General features: G+C 61.8%; 12 protein-coding genes and 1 pseudogene. 2 read left to right on the top strand and 11 right to left on the bottom strand.

Annotated elements, in window-relative coordinates; translation table 11 throughout:
* Nucleotides 1-417: 417 nt before the first annotated feature.
* From OC184_RS16415 to OC184_RS16375, 9 genes are all read right to left on the bottom strand, one after another.
* Nucleotides 418-831: a Zn-ribbon domain-containing OB-fold protein gene (locus OC184_RS16415; RefSeq protein WP_265508248.1), complete on the bottom strand. Its 414-nt coding sequence runs from the start codon at nt 829-831 to the stop codon at nt 418-420.
* A 1-nt stretch (nt 832) separates the two neighbouring features.
* Nucleotides 833-2,017: a thiolase domain-containing protein gene (locus tag OC184_RS16410; RefSeq protein ID WP_265508247.1), complete on the bottom strand. Its 1,185-nt coding sequence runs from the start codon at nt 2,015-2,017 to the stop codon at nt 833-835.
* A 212-nt stretch (nt 2,018-2,229) separates the two neighbouring features.
* Complete coding sequence (locus OC184_RS16405) at nt 2,230-3,735, bottom strand: tannase/feruloyl esterase family alpha/beta hydrolase (RefSeq protein ID WP_265508246.1); 1,506 nt, start codon at nt 3,733-3,735, stop codon at nt 2,230-2,232.
* Between the two features lie 107 nt (nt 3,736-3,842).
* Nucleotides 3,843-5,138: a TRAP transporter large permease gene (locus OC184_RS16400; RefSeq protein WP_265508245.1), complete on the bottom strand. Its 1,296-nt coding sequence runs from the start codon at nt 5,136-5,138 to the stop codon at nt 3,843-3,845.
* On the bottom strand, nt 5,131-5,619 hold the full coding sequence (locus OC184_RS16395) for a TRAP transporter small permease (protein WP_265508244.1): 489 nt from the start codon (nt 5,617-5,619) through the stop codon (nt 5,131-5,133). Before OC184_RS16395 ends, OC184_RS16400 begins: the two co-directional genes overlap by 8 nt.
* A gap of 84 nt (nt 5,620-5,703) precedes the next feature.
* Entirely contained in the window at nt 5,704-6,726 is a 1,023-nt protein-coding gene (locus OC184_RS16390) for a TRAP transporter substrate-binding protein (RefSeq protein WP_265508243.1), read from the bottom strand.
* Between the two features lie 28 nt (nt 6,727-6,754).
* Nucleotides 6,755-7,648 carry an SDR family NAD(P)-dependent oxidoreductase gene (locus OC184_RS16385; RefSeq protein ID WP_265508242.1) on the bottom strand — a complete coding sequence of 298 codons (894 nt, stop codon included), beginning with the start codon at nt 7,646-7,648 and terminating at the stop codon, nt 6,755-6,757.
* 2 nt (nt 7,649-7,650) lie between these two features.
* Complete coding sequence (locus tag OC184_RS16380; RefSeq protein ID WP_265508241.1) at nt 7,651-8,466, bottom strand: enoyl-CoA hydratase/isomerase family protein; 816 nt, start codon at nt 8,464-8,466, stop codon at nt 7,651-7,653.
* Nucleotides 8,463-10,118 carry an AMP-binding protein gene (locus OC184_RS16375; RefSeq protein WP_265508240.1) on the bottom strand — a complete coding sequence of 552 codons (1,656 nt, stop codon included), beginning with the start codon at nt 10,116-10,118 and terminating at the stop codon, nt 8,463-8,465. The genes OC184_RS16380 and OC184_RS16375 overlap by 4 nt, the downstream gene beginning before the upstream one ends.
* A gap of 137 nt (nt 10,119-10,255) precedes the next feature.
* Between OC184_RS16375 and OC184_RS16370 the strand changes: the two genes are divergently transcribed.
* Nucleotides 10,256-10,738, top strand: a complete 483-nt coding sequence (locus tag OC184_RS16370; protein WP_265508239.1) for a MarR family winged helix-turn-helix transcriptional regulator — start codon at nt 10,256-10,258, stop codon at nt 10,736-10,738.
* A gap of 72 nt (nt 10,739-10,810) precedes the next feature.
* On the opposite strand, the pseudogene OC184_RS16365 reads toward OC184_RS16370, so the two are convergent.
* Nucleotides 10,811-11,622 (bottom strand): annotated as a pseudogene (locus OC184_RS16365) (transposase); the annotation flags it as partial.
* A 596-nt stretch (nt 11,623-12,218) separates the two neighbouring features.
* A complete protein-coding gene (locus OC184_RS16360; protein ID WP_265508238.1) occupies nt 12,219-14,288 on the bottom strand; it encodes a catalase in 2,070 nt (689 codons plus the stop codon).
* Nucleotides 14,289-15,417: 1,129 nt separating this feature from the next.
* Here OC184_RS16360 and OC184_RS16355 point away from each other — a divergent pair.
* Nucleotides 15,418-17,799, top strand: coding sequence for a family 16 glycosylhydrolase (locus OC184_RS16355; RefSeq protein WP_265508237.1), 2,382 nt, complete (start codon nt 15,418-15,420; stop codon nt 17,797-17,799).
* Nucleotides 17,800-17,944 lie beyond the last annotated feature (145 nt).

The raw sequence follows: 17,944 nt of genomic DNA, 5'->3' as shown, positions 1-17,944 counted from the left end.
TCGACCTGGCGGAGTTTCGCGACGATCTCTTCCGGCTTGTGCTTTTTTTGGGGCATTCCTTTATCCTCCATCTGGCCCGAAAGCCTACTTCAGGGAGGACCACTTTTCAGGGGGCAGGCCATCACCCCCCCTGGTTGGCATGAACGTTTTCATCATTGAGGTATGGCGCGTGACGTGCCGATGATTGAAAGCTTCCGCGGAGTGCTACCCTTCCTGATCAGTGACCTTATCCGCATTGCGACGTTGATCGTGTTCCCATCATCAGTTTGGGACTTGTACGAATGCTGAGCTGAGGGCGTCGGGATGAAGTCTTCCCGGCCGCCGTAAGGTGGTCACCGCGCTAATACACGTCGATGCGGAGATGCAAAGGAAGCAGACCTCTTGCTGCGACAGGCAGATAAACGCCCCGGAGCTTGATCAGGTCGGGCCAGTACTGTCGCTCGTATCGGGTTTGAACATTGGGACCAGCTGTCCGGTGGCACTGGGAACATAGACGACGCGCACGTTCTGTCCGATCTTGATCGTATCAAAGTCACAGTCCACCAACGCACTCAAGATGATCGGTCCCTCCGCAAGGCCAACATAGGCGATGCAGTGCGGCGTTCCGCGGCGGTTTGTGACGCTGAAAGAATAAAGCTTACCGACGCCGCTGGCCTCGCTCCATTCTGTTTCGGATCGCCCCGTGAAGGGGCTGTACGTCCGGGGTGGATGAAACATCTTGCCTGTGCCCAAACAACGCTTCAGCAGCAGGCGGCCCTGATTAGCAGCGGCCCAAAATTCGTCTGTTTCCGCCGTCGGCTCGGGAGCGGTCGGAGGCGTGTCGGTTGTCATGTCAGACTCTTTCCAGAATGAGGGTAGCACTTCCGTGGCGAGAGCCGAGTTGCCCCCCTGTGCCATGTACAAGAGCCAGACTACAGCCCGGCACCTGCACCGCCTGCTGCGCCTCGCCCCGCAGTTGGCGCACCGCCTCTATGAGCTTCGTCATGCCGCCGCGATTGCCAGGATGGTTATTGCATAAGCCGCCCCCGTCGGTGTTCAACGGAAGCCGACCAACACCGGAAATCAGGTTACCGTCAGACACGAAACGACCGCCCTGACCTACCTCGCAAAACCCGAGGTTTTCGAGCTGTACGAGAACCGTGATGGTAAAGCTGTCGTAGATGGATGCATACTGAATGTCACGCGGCGTCACCCCGGCCTGCGCGAAGGCCTCGGCACCGGACCGTACGCCGCCCGAAGCCAGGATATCGAAATAACCCCCGTTCAGATGTTTGACATTGTAGCCCGACCCTGTGGGGGTGATCATCGGCCGATCGAGAGAACGCGCCACATCGGGGTGAACAACGACAAGCGCGCCGCCACCATCGCTAATGATGCAACAATCGAGACGGTGCAGAGGTGTTGAAACGATTGGCGATTCGATCACGTCCTCGATCGTCACGACCTTGCGTAGCATGGCATTCGGGTTGTGTTGTGCGTGGTGCGACGCCGCGACTTTGATCCAGGCCAACTGCTCCGATGTGGTTCCGTGCTCATACATGTGCCGCGCGGCAACCATACCGTACATGTTAGTGACAACAGGGCCGTAAGGCAGCTCGAACTGTGCCTCATGCGCACCTTGGCTCTGCTCCCTGTGCATCCGTTCGGGAGATTTTCCCTCGGCGCGCGGACGACCAGCTTGAGTGATCAGGGCAACGCGGCATTTCCCAGCCGCGATTGCCTGAACGGCGTGGGCCACATGGTTGATGTAGGCCGAGCCCCAGCTTTCAGTGGTGTCGAGATGTCTCAAGTTCAACCCGAGATACTCGACGATGGAAAAGGGTCCACAACCCGGCGACTCCCATCCGGGCACATCACCGGCACAGAAATAGCCATCGACATCATTGAGGGTCAATCCGGCGTCCGCCAACGCGCCAGCCGCGACTTCGGCATGCAACTGCGGCAGCGGAATGTCCGCCGCGTTGCGGGTCGGATGCTCGTATGCGCCCACGACGAATGCCTGGCTCTTGATACTCATGATCCTCCTTCCGAGAAGTTCTTCGTAAACTGTTTTGCAGATAGCTCTGCCTGAGATAATCGCGTCATGCGGGTATGGGCTTACGACATTGCGTGTATCGACCATCGGGCGCAGCAGCCTACCGCTTCAGGCAGCACTTTAAGAGCAATCATGCTGTGTCTTCCGTCGCACGGCTTGCGCGGGCCCGGCCACCCGCACAAGCCGTGTCAGGGTCATGGACGGCAGGTGAAGCCATCTCCGCTGCCGTCGGGTTGGGCGTATTCCGGGAAGTTGCACAGAGGTCGGTCAGCAGAAGCGCCTTGTCCGGGTACGCTGGCCATGATTTCCTCGGGCGCCTCCCCTTCTTCAACCCAATCCACGATGGGCGACAGGGCATCGAAACTGATGAGCCCCGTACCGCCGCCACAGTGATGCATGCCCGGCACCAGGAACAGGCGCGAGAAGTCCTCGGCCTTGCCATTGGCTTGCTTGAATTCATCGTACCACTTCAGAAAGTGCCTGACCGAGAATGCCGGATCGGCATTGCCGTGCCACCAGATGATCTTGCCGCCATTGTCCCGGAAGGCCTGATAGTCGGTGGATGTCGCCGCAAAGACGGGCGCGTTCTCCATCAGGAATTCGCGGTTGTCGATGTCGAACTCCATCGCGTCGAAGTCGGGCCGCGGCGGGGTCGAACCAACGGTGCGCATCCAGCCTTGCGAGAAGCTGAAGCCGCGAGCGTTCGGCTCGCCCGTTTGAGATGAACCCAGCATCCAAGCCCGCATCCCGGACTCGCCCGCCATGTCGGCCAGCGGCCACCCGGTGTAGATGACCTCTCCGCTGCCGTCTTTCGGTCCCTGCTGGATCTGCTGCAGGGCCGTGACCTGCTCAGAGCTCAGGCACTGGTCGATCTTGCCGGCCTCGCATTGCAGAACAGCCGGATCAAAGTTGCATTGTGCGGGGCGGAAGACATTGCCGTCCTCGGCTCCGTCATCCACATCGCAGGCCGCAACGGCGGCATCGGAGACCAGTTCCAGATCGGCGTCGGAGAATGCCTTGGCTACAATCGGCTGGCCGTCGGCCCCCTTGGGCGCCGCCTGCATGAGGGCCCGGGTGTTCCAGTTCCAGGCGATGATTGAAGGCGTCAGGTCAAATGCCGGCGCGCCGGAGACGATGCCGTCGAATGCCTCGGGCTGGCGCACAGCGGCGACCATGCCCTGTCGGCCTCCGTTCGAGCAGCCGTAGAAATAGGAATGCTCCGCTTCCTTTCCATAGTGACGTTGAAGCAGCGATTTGGCCCGTTCGGTAACCAGACGGACCGAATTGTAGCCATTGTCCTCGCGCGCTTTCATGTCGATCCCGAACCAGCCGTCAGTGGAGCTGTTGCCGGTGTGCCCTGCGTCAGTGCTGACCACGGCAAAACCCCGCCCCAGTGCCGTGTCTTCAGGGTTGGACCGATCGATCACGCCAATGGCGGGGTCGACGCTGCCATCCCAGCCCCCACCGCCCTGGAACAGGAACCTCCCGGACCAGGTGGCAGGCAGTCGTAGTTCGAACCCGGTCCCGAAGGTCCGCCCCTCGGCGCCGACCCTCGGTTCGATGACGCCCTGCACGAGGCAATAGGCAGGTAGACCATTGGCAGCGGGCATGTCCTCCGCCCTGCTGACGATCGTATCGAAGGCCGCGACACCGGCAAGTTGTGCACAGGGTGTCTCCTGCGCCAGCGCAGGTGCCGCCAAAGTGGTCAGAAGAGCCGGGAGAGCCGCTTTCCTGATCTGTATGTGCAATAGTTGCATTATATCCTCATTACGTTGGATGTGGATGGTGGCGGGCCGCCGCCGGCTGCCTAGCTCATGGTGTTGGGCAGCCAGAGCGAGATCGCGGGGACTGCGGCCAGCAAAATGAGCCGCAGGATGTCGATGGCCACAAAGGGCATGACGCCGCGGAAGATCGTCGCTAATCTTGCGTCTCGGATCACAGCATTGATGACATAGACATTCATCCCGATCGGCGGGGTGATCATGCCCAGTTCCACCGTCATCACGATAATGATCCCGAACCAGATCGGGTCAAAGCCGAGCGCGGTTATGACCGGAAAGACGATGGGCACCAGCAGGATGATCATCGCCATTGCATCCAGGATGCAGCCCATGAATAGGAAGAACAGCAGGATCAGCGCCAGCGTCGGATAGGCGCCGAGGTCGAGTCCGGTCAGCCAAGCTGTGATTTTCTGCGGCGTCTGTGTAATGGCGAGGAAGTAGCTGAAGAGCATCGCGCCGATCAGGATGGTATAGATTGCCACGGCCGTGTGCAGCGCCTCGACAAGGCTGACGCGCAATTCGCGCAGGCCCAGTCGTCCGCGCAGTACGCCGATCAGCCCGGTGAGGAAAGCCCCCGCTGCCGCTGCTTCGGTCGGGGTGACGACACCGGCATAGATGCCGCCCACCACTGCAGCAAACAGCAGCAGCACTGCCCAGATCCCCTTGAGCGAGGCAAAACGGTCGCGCATGCCGACCCGAGGTGTAGATTGCGCCTGCTTGCCGGCGATCAGCCAAACGAGGCCCAGATACATGAACACCGCGATGATCCCTGGCACAACTCCAGCGATGAACAGCGTGCCGATGTCCTGTTCAGTAATATAGCCATAGATCGCCAGAACAACCGAGGGCGGGATCAGGATGCCCAAGGTGCCGCCCGCGGCGATGACGCCTGTGGCGAGTTCGTCGCCGTAACCTGCGCCACGCATCTCCGGCAAGGCGACCTTGGACATGGTGGCGGCCGTCGCGACTGACGAACCGGAGATCGCGGCAAAGCCCGAGCAGGCAGTGATCGTCGCCAACCCTAGTCCGCCGCGCATATGCCCAACCCAGGCCCGCGCCGCGGCGAAAAGCTCACCGGAGATGCCCGACCTCGTGGCAAAGACCCCCATCAGGATGAACATCGGGATGAGGGACGTGTTGTAGTCCGTGATCGTGCGCAGCGGCGAGATCGCCAGCTGGTTCAACGCCGGCCCCCAGCCCGCGATCTGAGCAAATCCGCCCACGCCCACGATGCCCATGGCGATACCCACCGGCACGCGCAGCGCCATCAGCACGAAAAGCACGACGAAACCGCCGATAGCAACGAAGTCGGCCTCATTCATAGGTCACCTCACCAGAGTCGAGATCGTCCATCCGTTTGCCCGCAAGCAGCCACAGAAGACCCGCAAGTGTTGTAAGGACCGCAACCGCAAGACCGAGCCAGACGCCGCCGATCAGCGGCCACGTCGGGATGCGCAAGTCGAAGGTCGCCTCCCGCGAGCCATAGGCGCTCACCACGCGGCCGAACATCTTCCAAGCCAACGCCGCCGTGAAAATCAGGAGCGCCGCCTGCGCGAACACTTCGACCAATTGACGACCGCGGGACGGGAGGGTTTCGGCCAGAAGGTCGACGCAGATATGGCCACCGCGGAACCCCAAGACCGCATAGCCCCAGGCAAGCGCAAGGCCGAGCAAAATCCGCGAGATATCGAAGGCATCCGGGATCGGGGTGGAAAATAGGTATCGTCCCAGAGCCGAGGCAAAGACAATGACCGTCACCACGGCAAGGCAGAGGGCCGCCACGGTTTCGACGGCCTCCGCCATGCGACGCGTCAGGACACGGACTGCAGACATGACAAACCTCCCAAAGGTGGCTGCGCCATACGTGCTCGTACAGCGCGAGCTGGATCACTGGAAAAGCGCACCCGCCTTGCCCATGATCTCGCCGAAGCTGGCCTCGATCGACTGCGGATCGTGCCCCTTCGCTGAGACCTCCTCCGCCCAGGATGTTCCTAGGGGAGCAGTGGCTTCACGCCAGGCGGCGAGTTCGTCAGCGGTCGGCTGATGAACGCTATGGGCGGGATCCTCCAGCGCGCGGGTACGACCGGATCTCTCCTGCTCGGCCCAGCCTTTGGCCAACTTCTGTGCCCATTCGGAGGTGCAGTGTTCGTCGATGACAGTCCGCTCATCTTCGGCCATGCCCTCGTAAGTGGCCTTGTTCATCGCCATCACGAAAACCGTCGTGTAGAGTGGAAAGTCGATGTGATACTTCGTCTCCTTGTCGATCCCGAAAAGATAGACGCTGTCCCAGGGAAAGGTGATGCCCTCGGCAGCGCCTCGGGCGATCACCTCGCGCGCCTCGGGCGCAGGCACCTGAATGCTGGCCCCGCCAAGAAGCGATATCATCGAGCCCATCACCGCATTCGCCGGTCGGATGCTGGAACCCTGCAGGTCTGTCGGCAGGATGACTTCCTCCACCGTATGCAGCGTCCCAGGGTCCTGCATGAAAGCCATGCAAACATGAACATCCGGCATTTCTTCGGCCGCGTACTGCTGGTACCAGTCGTTGAAGGCAGCGGAGCCTTCGATGCCGTTCGTCACCATGAACGGCTGCTCGGCGAGCGAGATAATGGGAAAGCGGCCAGGCTGATAGCTGGGCGCCACAAAGGTTATGTCGGCGATCCCGTCGCGCGCCATGTCGTAATGATCGGTGGCGGAACCAAGCTGCTGCGCCGGAAAGAGCGTGAAGCTGATCTTGCCGTCGGAGGCTTGGGTGATCGACTGCGCCCACGGTTCGAAGCCAGTAGTCTGAAGCGCGTGGCCCGGCGGCAGCCAATGCGCCAGCCGCAGGGCAGTGTCCGCCTGCGCCGCGCCGGCAAGCGCGAGCACGGACGATGAGGCCAGAATAAATCCCACGGTCTTGATATTCATTGGTTTCTCCTCCCGATGAAGCTGTTGTTCAGTTTTTCTGGTCGATGCCGACCGTCTGTTGGTGCGGCGACAAAGTGTTGATCCACGCTCGGGAAATGTCCTCTGCACGCCAGCCGCCGGTCTGCCGGGCCAGCGCCACCTCTTGCGGGTGAGACCAGAGTGACAGCCGGTCACCTCCGATCCCGATGCACTGGCCTGTGATCTGCCGCCCTTCTTCCGAGGCTAGGAAGACCGCCAGCGGAGCCACGTCCTGCGGCGTTCCCAAGCCGAGATCATCGCGAAGCGCATGCGGGATATCCTCGCCGCGTTCTGCCGCCTCCACCGCCTTGCCCAAGCCGGGGATGGTGGCCACCATGCGGGTCAACGCCGTGGGCACAATTGCGTTGACGCTGACGCCTGCACGGGCCAACTCCATTGACCAGGTCCGCGCCAGCGCCGCAACGCCTGCCTTGGCCGCTGAATAGGCGGTCTGGCCCACGTTTCCGCGCTGCCCCGCGACGGAAGAGACCAGCATCAGCACGCCGCCCTGCCCGGTTTCACGGAAATGCCGGGCACAGGCGCGACCGCATGTGAAGGTGCCGCGCAAGTGGGTGCGGACCACCAGATCAAAGTCATCGTCGGTTGCCTTCCACAGGATCGCGTCGCGCAACACGCCCGCGTTGGCCACGAAACCGTCCATGCGCCCAAAGCTTTCTATGGCGGTCAAGACACAGAGATCGGCGGCCTCGGCATCGCCGATGGCGGCCACGGCGGCGGTGGCTTGACCACCGGCATAGCGGATTGCTTCGACGGCCTCCCCGGCAACGACATCGTCTACGTCATTCACGACGACCGAGGCCCCTGCCCGAGCCAGTGCCTCGGCAATCGCGCGCCCGATGCCACGGCCAGCGCCGGTGACCACGTGCACCTGTCCGTCCAGCATCGTCAAACCCCCCGGAAAACGGCAGGTCGCTTTTCCATGAAGGCGCGCGGCCCCTCACGAGCATCTTCGGAGGCCATGACGCGTTTCTTGGCCGCGTCTTCCATGACATATCCCTCCTTCAGCGTCACGCCGCTGGCAGCGAGAACAGTGCGCTTGGCCTCCTGTACCGCGACGGGGCCGTTGCCAGCGATGCGCAGTGCTAGCGCCCATGCGGTCTCCATCAGGTCGGCCTGCGGCACGATCCGATTGATCATCCCGGCCGCCAGCGCCTGTTCGGCGTCGATAGGATCGCCGGTCAGCAACATCTCCATCGCAAGGCATTGCGAGATCTGGCGCGGCAGACGCACCAGAGATCCGGCAAAGGGAATTAGTCCTCGCCGTACCTCCGGCAGGGCAAAAGTGGCATTCTGGGAGGCGATCCGTATGTCAGTAGCCAGCACGGTTTCCATGCCGCCTGCCATGCACGCTCCGTTGATCGCCGCGATGATCGGCTTGTTCAACTCGAACCCCCGCAGGGCAGAACGCTCCATCACCGCAGGTTCATTCAATAGGCGGTGGTCCCAGTCCGTTTCGGGCTGCCGCGCCCCGGTCATCAGCGGCAACGTCAGCGCAAGGTCCCCGCCCGAGCAGAAGGCGCGGTCGCCCGCCCCGGTCAAGATCACCGCGCGGACCTCCGCGTCCTCGGCCACATCGGCGAAGGCATCGGCCAGGCGGCAGGCGACCTCGGGGCTGATCGCGTTGCGAGCCGCCGGACGGTTGAAGGTCAGGACCGCGATCCCACCGGTCTTCTCGAACAGCAGCGGCAACTCAGAGGTCATGTGGAGGCTTCCTTCTTCAAGAGATCCAACGCCATGTCCCGAAGGGTGAATTTCTGCACCTTGCCATTCGGCGTCATCGGAAAGACAGGCAGCGTGTGGACGTATTTTGGCATCTTGTGGCGAGCCAGCCCGGCGCGGCAGTAGCCCTGTACCTCAGCAGGCGTGAGCGTGGTATTGCGTGCGGGCGTGACGAAGGCAAAGATCTCCTCGCCCAAGTCGGCATCCGGCACACCTACGACCTGGGCCTGCGCGATGGCGGGATGTTCCAGCAAGAAATCCTCGATCTCGACTGGGAAGACGTTTTCGCCGCCGCGGATGATCATGTCCTTTAAACGTCCGACAATGGTAAGATGTCCGTTTTCCTCCAGAACGGCTAGGTCGCCGCTGTGCAGCCAACCCTCAGGGTCGATCGCCTCAGCCGTCTTCTCGGCCATGTTGAAATAGCCTTGGGTCAGCAGGTAGCCTCGAATGCAGAGTTCTCCCTTCTCACCCCATTCGAGGAGAGCGCCAGTGCCGGGATCGGTAATCTTCACCTCGGTATGGGGCAGCGGGACACCGGCGGTGGCAAGACGCATCTCGAATGGATCGGTGGGATCGGTTTGCGTGATAATCGGGCTGCATTCTGTCATGCCCATGATGATCATCGGCTCTGCACCGACTGTTTCGCAGACCCGTCGCATCAGGCTCGGCGGGATCGAGGTGCCGCCCATGAAGGCAAGGCGCAGGCTGTCGGTGCGATAGGTCGCAAACTCCGGATGGTCGAGCATCCGGCTGTACATCGTCGGCACTCCGTTGATGATCGTCGCGCCATGTGCCTCCCAGGCAGCTAGCATCGAAGCCGGGTCGAAGGCATCAAGCACGACCACGCAGCCGCCGCAGGCCATCATTCCAATGACGTTGCAGACACAGCCTGCGGTGTGGAACAGCGGCATGGCACTTAGCAGCACGTCGTCGGACCCGAACCCACCGCGCCTTCCCATCAAGCGGGCATTGTTGACCGTCGAATGGTGGGAAAGCATGGCTCCCTTCGGTTTGCCCGTGGTGCCTGAGGTGTACTGGATCTGCAGTGTGTCGCCCGGCCGCACACGTGCTTCGCGGGCCTCGAGGCTTGCTTCGTCGACAAGCTCAGCTCGGCCAAGCAAGTCAGCAAAAGTAAACTGCGCCGTTCCGTCCAGGGCGCAGACTCCGCGCAAATCCGGAAAGTTGTCCGATGCCAGCAGGTCAGCGATCAGCGCGGATATGTCTTGTTTGCGGAAGCGGTCCGCATGGATCAGATGCGTGATACGGCCTTGCGTCAAGAGGTAAGTCAACTCGCGAGCCTGCAGCGCCGGGTTGACTGTCACGAGCACCGCCCCGATCCGCGCCAGCGCCACCTCCAGCTCGATCCACTCGGCGCGATTTGCGACCATTACCGCAACATGATCCCCCTGCTGCACCCCCCAGCCGATGAGGCCACGCGCCAGCCTTCCGGTCGAGGCATGAAGCTCGGAATAGGTCCACAGGGTTTCGGCCCTGCTCGTCGTGTCGATGAAGACGGCAGCGGGTCGTGATCCATGCCGTGCAGCCTGTTCTGCCAGCAGTTCACCCAAGGTCATAGCCACCAAGTCACCTTCACCGGTGGCTGGCCAGTAGGCCTTCCCGCGCGTCGTCATGGCGCTCTCCTCCCATACTCTCTTGCCCCGCCTTCTCCTCCGGAGCACAATACGTTGGAACTTGTATTGATCGTCAACGTATAGTTCTTCATCGAACTATATCTGTTGATCTCGACCTGTCAACGGAAGGAACGCGGATGACGACCCACAAAACGTGCCAGGCTTCGGAGGAAACTGAAAACGCCGTTCTACGCGGCGGTGAGCTGGAACGGTTTTTGGGGTATCGCCTGCGTCTGGCCCAAATTCTTTCTTATCGGAAGTTCGAAGAGAGCTTCACAGATCATGGCGTTGCTCCGCGGTACCTCGGGCTGCTCGGGATCGTCAGAGCGAACCCTGGCCAATTGCAGAACCGCTTGGCCGAAGCCGTCGGGTTGCAGAGATCCAGCCTCGTTGCGATTCTTGACCGGCTGGAGAAAGAGGGCATCCTTGAACGCCGTCCGATTCCAGATGATCGCCGCGCCAAGGGCGTCTGGCTTACCGAACACGGCGAATCTGTGGTGGCGGTGCTGAGCCGCGCCGCCCTCGAGCACGAGGAAGGCCTGACCCGCGGCATCTCCCCTGCCGATCGGATGCGGCTGATCGACATGCTCGGACAGGTGATCGATAACCTGCGCGACTAGAGACTCCGCCCTTCATGGCAATCGAGTACTCGTGGACAGATCGACCACTGATGTTGTTGAACTGCGCCTTTCTTACGCTGTTCGCGGATTCGGCGGTTTGTCCTTCCAGGCGCCCATAGGCAGTCTCCGCCGGTGCTACAAGTTTCACTTCACGATGCCGGATCTCCTTGATCCAGTAATCGCGGCCACGTCCCGCCGGTCCATGGGCTTTGGGAGCCCCCGCACGCAATTCCTGCCTGCGCATCTTCATCGCAGCGAAGGCCGGCCGCACCCACCGGTAGGGTGCATCCTTTCTCAGCAACTGCCAGATCAGGGCGGCGATCTTGCGCGCGGTGGCCACGGCGGCCACGTTGACGCCTTTCCTGTCCTTGATCCGCAGGAAGAATGCCCGCAGCAGTCCGGGCGCATGAGCGACCGACCAGCCCGCCTCGATCAATATGGTTCTGGCGAATGCACTCCCCTGATAGGAGATGCGGCCGTGGATGGCGAGTTGACTGCCGGTCTGGCGGACACGGGGCGTGAGCCCGAAGTAGCTCGTGAGCCTGTCGGGTGTGGGAAGCAAGAGATTCTCCGATGGCGGCGATGACCGCTGTGGCGACCACCGACCTGATGCCAGCGACGCTCATGAGCTTCCGGGTACGGGCATCTTGAAGGGAAAAACGCGCCAACGCTCTGTCCAGCTTCTCCTGCTTGGCATTCAGCCAATCCAGCTTATCAAGATGACGAGACAGAAGGTCCCGCTCCGCCTTTGGCAACAGCGCTGACCCAAGCCACTGTCGACCGGCCTAGCCAAACAGATGCCCGGCATATTTGGTTACAAGATTGGCGTGAGCGACGGCTTGGGCTCGGCTCCTCACCCTGCGGACGGACCGCACCAGCGCGGCATCCGGAGCCGCTTCGCCCGCAACCCGGACCATAGCTCCCGAGCCCCTGATGCATTGAGACTGAAACCGAACTACTTCAGTGGGGCATGTCAAATCGGCGCCGATGACGATGACGATGACGATGACGATGACGATGACGACAGGATGGGCGAGTTTGTTCGACAGATGTCCAGCTTCTACATCATGATCCCTTCACCAATGCTCCATCCGTCGAGCCGTTCCGCGGCCACCACGATCGCACTCAACCCGCCTCCCTTATGACCTCTCGACGAGGTCTGCGGTACGGCATGGCAGTGCCGTTCAAGCCAGAAGAAGCTGGTAGCCTCCAGTCAGTCGGCCGGAGGGCAACCATCTCAGGCCCGTCCTCTGCATGAAGGGGTTGAGTGGTCGCGCGGATTCAGATGGGCTTGTAGATGGTGCTGGTATCAGACCTTGTCGTGAACAGCGCCTGACGCACCGGGCGGAATGAGATGCCCTGATCTAATCCGCCATCCATTTGCAGCCGATATGGTGATATGTCGGGCGGGTGGCGGTCGGCAAAGTCCCAAGGGCCCCTGCCGATCAACTTCGTGGATCATGCCTGTCAATTCAGGCGATCACGCCGCCATCTGCCGCTCCCAGAAGCGGATCTTGCGGCAGGCGGCGACGAATGCGGGGGCGTCGCCGACGGGCAGAAAGCCGACATCGAGATTTTCGGGCAGGCCCGCCTTGGAAAACAGCGTCCGTGCCGCCTCGTTAAAAGCTACATATTTGTAGTGGGCCCACCCGCTTGCCACGAAGTCGCGGGCGGCGGGCATGGCGGCCAGCATTTCGATCTGCTCCGCGGACGGCAGGACGGCGACCGCGTCGAAGATGGCCGACGGCGCTCCCTCCACCATCTCGTCGATCGGCAGGGTCGAGCCGTCCGAAAGGGTGACATTGCCAGCGGTCGGCGCGATGAACTGCACCATGGCCCCTTCGGCCTTCACGGCATCGACGATGGCCGACACCTCGCCTGCGTCCGACCCTTGAGTCACGAGAATGCCGACCTTGCGACCCGCAAAGCTGTCGGGGCCGTTCTTCAGGATCGACAGCGCCGGGCTCTCGGGCAGGTCCGAGCGCGTCGGGCGGGCAGCGTCTGCAGGCGCGGGCATGTCCGTGATGCCCAGACCATTGGCTACCGCCTGTGCCAGATCGGCATGGATGTTCTGAAGGTGCGACAGCATCCGCAGGCGGATGGCTTTGGTCTTGACCTTCGACAACTCGAAGATCAGCGCGTCGGCCATGTGCTGCTGTTCAACCGCGGTCTGGCTGACATAGAACTGCCGCGCTTGGGAATAGTGGTCCGCGAATGTCTCGGACCGGATGCGGGCCTTTTCGCCGCGATAGGCGACCGGCACCGACCGGATGCCACCCTGCGCGACCTCTCTGGGTCCGCCTTCGACGCCGCCCCAGCTGTTCGGTTCATAGTTCGCACGCCCGCGCGGGTTGTGCATGGCCATGTGCCCATCCTGCTGGAAGTGATGGAACGGACAACGTGGGGCGTTGATCGGGATGTGGTTGAAGTTCGGGCCTCCCAGACGCTTCAACTGCGTGTCGAGATAGCTGAAGTTGCGGCCCTGCAGCAGGGGATCTTCGGAGAAGTCGATGCCGGGAACGATGTTGCCGGTCTGGAAGGCCACCTGTTCGGTTTCGGCAAAGAAGTTCTCGGGCATCCGGTTCAGGACCATCCGGCCGACAGGGCGCACCGGAAGGATCTCCTCGGGGATGATCTTTGTCGCGTCCAGGATGTCGAAATCGAACTGTTCGGCGAAGGCATCGTCGAAGACCTGCACGCCCAGTTCCCACTCCGGATAGTCGCCGGACTGGATCGCGTCCCACAGGTCGCGGCGGTGGAAATCAGGGTCGGCGCCGTTGATCCGAAGGGCCTCGTCCCAGACGACCGACTGCAGCCCCGCCTTGGGCTTCCAGTGGAACTTGACGAAGCGGGACTCTCCCTGCTCGTTCACGAAGCGGAACGAATGAACGCCGAACCCCTCCATGAAGCGGAAGGACCGGGGGATCGCGCGGTCGGACATGATCCACATGACCATGTGCATCGATTCCGGCATCAGCGAGATGAAATCCCAGAAGTTGTCATGCGCCGTCTGCGCCTGAGGAAAGGCACTGTCCGGTTCGGGCTTGGCAGCGTGGACCAGATCGGGGAACTTGATTGCGTCCTGGATGAAGAACACCGGGATGTTGTTGCCGACGAGGTCCCAGTTCCCTTGCTTGGTATAAAACTTGACCGCGAAACCCCGAACGTCACGCGCCAGGTCCACCGAACCTTTGCTGCCCGCCACGGTCGAGAAGCGAACGAAGACCTCGGTCCTTTCGCCAGCGCGCTGGAAGATGTCGGCCGAAGTGATGTCCGAGAGGCTCTCATAGGTTTCGAAGAACCCGTGGGCCCCATAGCCGCGAGCGTGGACGACGCGTTCGGGGATTCGTTCGTGATCGAAGTGAAAGATCTTCTCGCGGAAGGCCTGGTCCTCGATCAGCGTTGGGCCGCGCTGGCCCATCTTGAGGGTGTTCTGGTCGTCCGAGATGGGGGTGCCAACCTGCGTGGTCATGGCAGGCACGTCGCCGCCCGCCTGCTGATGAGTCTCTCCGCCGTTTCCGGTCCTGGTGGCGTCGTCCTTGGCTGACATGGCTGCTGCTCGCTCTGGCTGATTGTTGACCGCCCCCCAACGCGGTCATCGGGGATATGGTTCTGGGCCATCCGCCGGCGGCGGCAAATGCCCAAACTGGTGGTTGACCCGCCCCCGGCTTTCGGGCGGCCTCGGCCATGCCGGCGGTGTCACATGCTCAAGAAAGGCGGCGACAACGATTGGGGCGGCGGTGGCGGGGGTTCTTCCATGCCCGCAAGCCTGCCGCAGGTCGGGGGGACGGTACCTGAGCCTGCTTCAGATCGCTTCTTTGGCCCCTCTGGCCAACCTTTGTATCCACTTCAGCCCCAACCGCTGGCGTCGCCTTGTCGGTGCCGCCTCGCAGCCCTCCTTCAGCAGCTTGGCTTGTATTTCAAACGACTGCCTGATCCCAACGATCAACAGCGCGGGCCTGCATCTGGAGTTCAGAGCCACGGCTGGCGAAGCTTCATCTCAGTCCTTGAATCCGCGCTGTCGCATGCACTGCAGTAGAAATTCCAGAACATCGCCAGGGTGGCTCGGGTGCAGGGGAATGCCTTTGAGCGCGGCCCAATCGACGAGCGAGTTGTTCGAGGCGCCCACTCCGGCATGTGGACGGCGTTGAGTGGCTAAATCATCCGCACCGGGTGAGCGATCGTCGAAATTCCGTGACGCGAGTAAGACTTTTTTAACGACCTTGTGAGAAAAGCTGCGACAGATCCTGCTGCCTTCACCGTCTGAAAGTCGTAAGCCTCAAGACAGCGGATAGTCGGCGTGCCGGCCCGTAAGCGTTTCTTCAATTTTCTAGTTCCCCCTACAAATTTCTTCGGCGTGTGAACGCGGAAAAGGAACAGGAATGGAAATGCTGTCGCTGCGATAGGCGAGTAGAAATCAGGACGAGAGACACGGTCACCGGACGTGACCGCGGTGATCTTGTTGTTCTGCCATCGTAATAAGATTTGTCATTGGTAATGGCCGGCGACCTCGCAAGGGTCGCTCGGCGCCGGATTGCCTGATCAAGGTCTGAAGACCGATCTGGTGCCGGTCCATCTCCAATTCCCTCTATCTGAACAAGGCAGGCGTCGCAACCGGGCGCCCGCTTCCAGAGGAGGTCTGCCTGTCAATCAACGAAACCCTGAAAGAGATATACTAAATGCCCATCGAAGCGACTGCTCAGCAGCCTGCACTGCACGTTTATGAACTTGGTCAGAGCCATACGGCTGACAGTTGGCTGATCTCGGACTGGGCCGCGGGCCAGACATCGATCATGAACTGGTCGGATGACAACGTCCGCGTCGGGGCGGATGGCCGGATCGAGCTTGTCCTTGACAGGGCGCCGCAAGGTGCGTCGCGGCCTTGGGAGGGCGGCGAGATTCAAGGCTCGCGATCGGCCACCACGGGAACCTGGAGCTGGACCGCTCAGGCGCCGGAAATGGCACCCGGCGCCGTCTTCGGGATGTTCACCTACAAGAGCGACTGGAAGAATGCCCCCTGGACAGAGTTCGACTTCGAATTCGTCGGCGACGACACGACGAAGGTGGAACTGAACATCCACATGATCGATGCGTCTGGGAAACATGTGACGCTTCAAGGCAACAAGGCCAACAAGGTGGTCATCGATCTTGGCTTCGACGCCGCCGAAGGCATCCACACCTACGAGATCTCGGTATCCGAGACCGGCGCGACCTTTTATGTCGATGGCAAGGTGGTGGGTGATTTCACCGCGGCCGACATGCCGGGCGGCACTTGGAACCTCAACCCGATGCTGAGCTATGTCGACCTCTGGGCCGCGCCGAGGTCGATGGAAAGCTGGACGGGTCCATGGACTGATCCCGGTCGCCCTCTGATCGCCAGGATTTCCGATGCGGAGATCCGCCCCGGCCAGTATGGCAGCACCTATGTCGCCGAGCCGGAAGCCGCTCCTCCGGTCCAACCGGATGCCGACACTGCGCCCGATGAAGATGCGGATGCTACGCCGCCCGCGGTTCCGGCGCCTGCTCCGGCGCCTATCCCTGCGCCCGATGCCAGCGCCGTACCGGCTGATGCACCACAAGGCAGCATTGTCGGCACCTCCGGGAACGATACGCTGGAGGGAGACTGGGGATCCGACAAGATCTTCGGTCTGGGTGGCGATGACACGCTTGACGGGAAGGGCGGCGCCGACGAGATGCATGGCGGCACTGGCAACGACACCTATTGGGTCGACAATGCCTCCGACCGCACCATCGAGCGCAGCGGTGAAGGCTATGACTGGACGCATGCGTCGGTAAACTGGACGCTGTCCAGCGATGTCGAGGCCCTGTCCCTGCGCACGGCTGCCCACATTAACGGCACCGGCAACGGCAGCGCAAACTTCATCAACGGCAACAGCGGCAACAATGTCATCTCGGGCATGGCGGGGGATGATGTTCTTGAAGGTCGCGGCGGAAACGACGTGCTGATTGGCGGAACAGGAAACGACCGGCTGACCGGCGGCCTGGGCAGGGACGTGTTCCGCTTCACCGCGGGCGACGGGCAGGACACCATCACCGACTTCGCCGCTGCCGGCGGAGAGGTGCTCGAGGTGCACGGCTATACCGGCTATCAGGGCTTGCGCGCCGAGAACGGCGGCACGCGCGTGGTGCTTTCAGGCAGCGACAGCATCTTTCTGGAGGGCGTCGCGCCAAACGCACTTTCGGCGCAGAACTTTCGCTTTGATGGTCCGGCCGCGCAGGTTCCTGCGCCCGCTCCGGCGCCGGTCGCAGGGGCACCAAAGGTGGATATCCCTGCAGGTAGCATCGTCGGGACCGCGGGGAAGAACGAGCTGAATGGCGGCTCGGGCAACGACAGGATCTTCGGGCTTGGCGGCAACGATACGCTTGATGGCAGGGGTGGCGCCGACCAGATGCATGGCGGCACCGGTGACGATGCCTACTGGGTCGATAACCTGTCCGACCGCACGATCGAAAAGGCGGGAGAAGGCTACGACTGGACGCACGCTTCCGTCGACTGGACGCTTTCCGATCATGTCGAGGCATTGGCTCTGCGCACGGGGGCCAGCCTCGACGGCACCGGCAACAGCGCCGCGAACTTCATCAGCGGCAACAGCGGCAACAACGTCATCTCGGGTCTGGCAGGCGACGATGTCTTGGAGGGCCGTGGCGGTGATGACAGGCTGATCGGAGGCAGTGGAAGCGACAAGCTGAGCGGAAACGCCGGGAGGGATATCATCTTCGGTGGCGATGATCTTTCGCGGGACACGTTCATCTTCAACGCCGCCTCTGACAGTCGTCCTGGAAGCGGTCGCGACGTCGTTCACGACGTTGTCTCGGGTGTCGACAAGTTCGACTTCTCCAGCTTCGATGCGAACCGGTCGGCGTCGGGAAGCCAGGATTTCCGCTACTCCGGAACGGCTGCCGCGGCACACTCCGTTTGGTCAGTGGACGCCGGTTCGAACCTGTTGGTGAGAGGGGACGTCGATGGTGATCGGACTGCGGACTTCGAGATCCTGATCACCGACATCAAATCGCTGACAAGGGACGACTTCCTGTTCTGACGCGCTGCAGAGCAAGGATGTACATAGTCCCGCCTGAACACCTCTATCAGGCGGCGGATGGGAGGTGCTGACGGGGATTTCCTCGCGGGATGACGGCGCACCAGGTAAAGCAGCAAACACAAAAAGGCTCTGAGATGGGCAAGGA

Source organism: Paracoccus rhizosphaerae (assembly GCF_026162645.1).
In the GTDB taxonomy this organism is placed as follows: Bacteria; Pseudomonadota; Alphaproteobacteria; order Rhodobacterales; family Rhodobacteraceae; genus Paracoccus; species Paracoccus rhizosphaerae.
Note: the sequence above shows the minus strand (reverse complement) of the source record. Positions and strands in the feature narration are given on the sequence as shown.

Excerpts from the sequence above, each read along its gene's own strand:
- OC184_RS16400 (WP_265508245.1), bottom strand. The coding sequence starts at position 5,138 with ATGAATGAGGCCGACTTCGTTGCTATCGGCGGTTTCGTCGTGCTTTTC.
- OC184_RS16355 (WP_265508237.1), top strand. The coding sequence starts at position 15,418 with ATGCCCATCGAAGCGACTGCTCAGCAGCCTGCACTGCACGTTTATGAA.
- OC184_RS16360 (WP_265508238.1), bottom strand. The coding sequence starts at position 14,288 with ATGTCAGCCAAGGACGACGCCACCAGGACCGGAAACGGCGGAGAGACT.
- OC184_RS16415 (WP_265508248.1), bottom strand. The coding sequence starts at position 831 with ATGACAACCGACACGCCTCCGACCGCTCCCGAGCCGACGGCGGAAACA.
- OC184_RS16375 (WP_265508240.1), bottom strand. The coding sequence starts at position 10,118 with ATGACGACGCGCGGGAAGGCCTACTGGCCAGCCACCGGTGAAGGTGAC.
- OC184_RS16370 (WP_265508239.1), top strand. The coding sequence starts at position 10,256 with ATGACGACCCACAAAACGTGCCAGGCTTCGGAGGAAACTGAAAACGCC.
- OC184_RS16410 (WP_265508247.1), bottom strand. The coding sequence starts at position 2,017 with ATGAGTATCAAGAGCCAGGCATTCGTCGTGGGCGCATACGAGCATCCG.
- OC184_RS16385 (WP_265508242.1), bottom strand. The coding sequence starts at position 7,648 with ATGCTGGACGGACAGGTGCACGTGGTCACCGGCGCTGGCCGTGGCATC.
- OC184_RS16390 (WP_265508243.1), bottom strand. The coding sequence starts at position 6,726 with ATGAATATCAAGACCGTGGGATTTATTCTGGCCTCATCGTCCGTGCTC.
- OC184_RS16395 (WP_265508244.1), bottom strand. The coding sequence starts at position 5,619 with ATGGCGGAGGCCGTCGAAACCGTGGCGGCCCTCTGCCTTGCCGTGGTG.
- OC184_RS16380 (WP_265508241.1), bottom strand. The coding sequence starts at position 8,466 with ATGACCTCTGAGTTGCCGCTGCTGTTCGAGAAGACCGGTGGGATCGCG.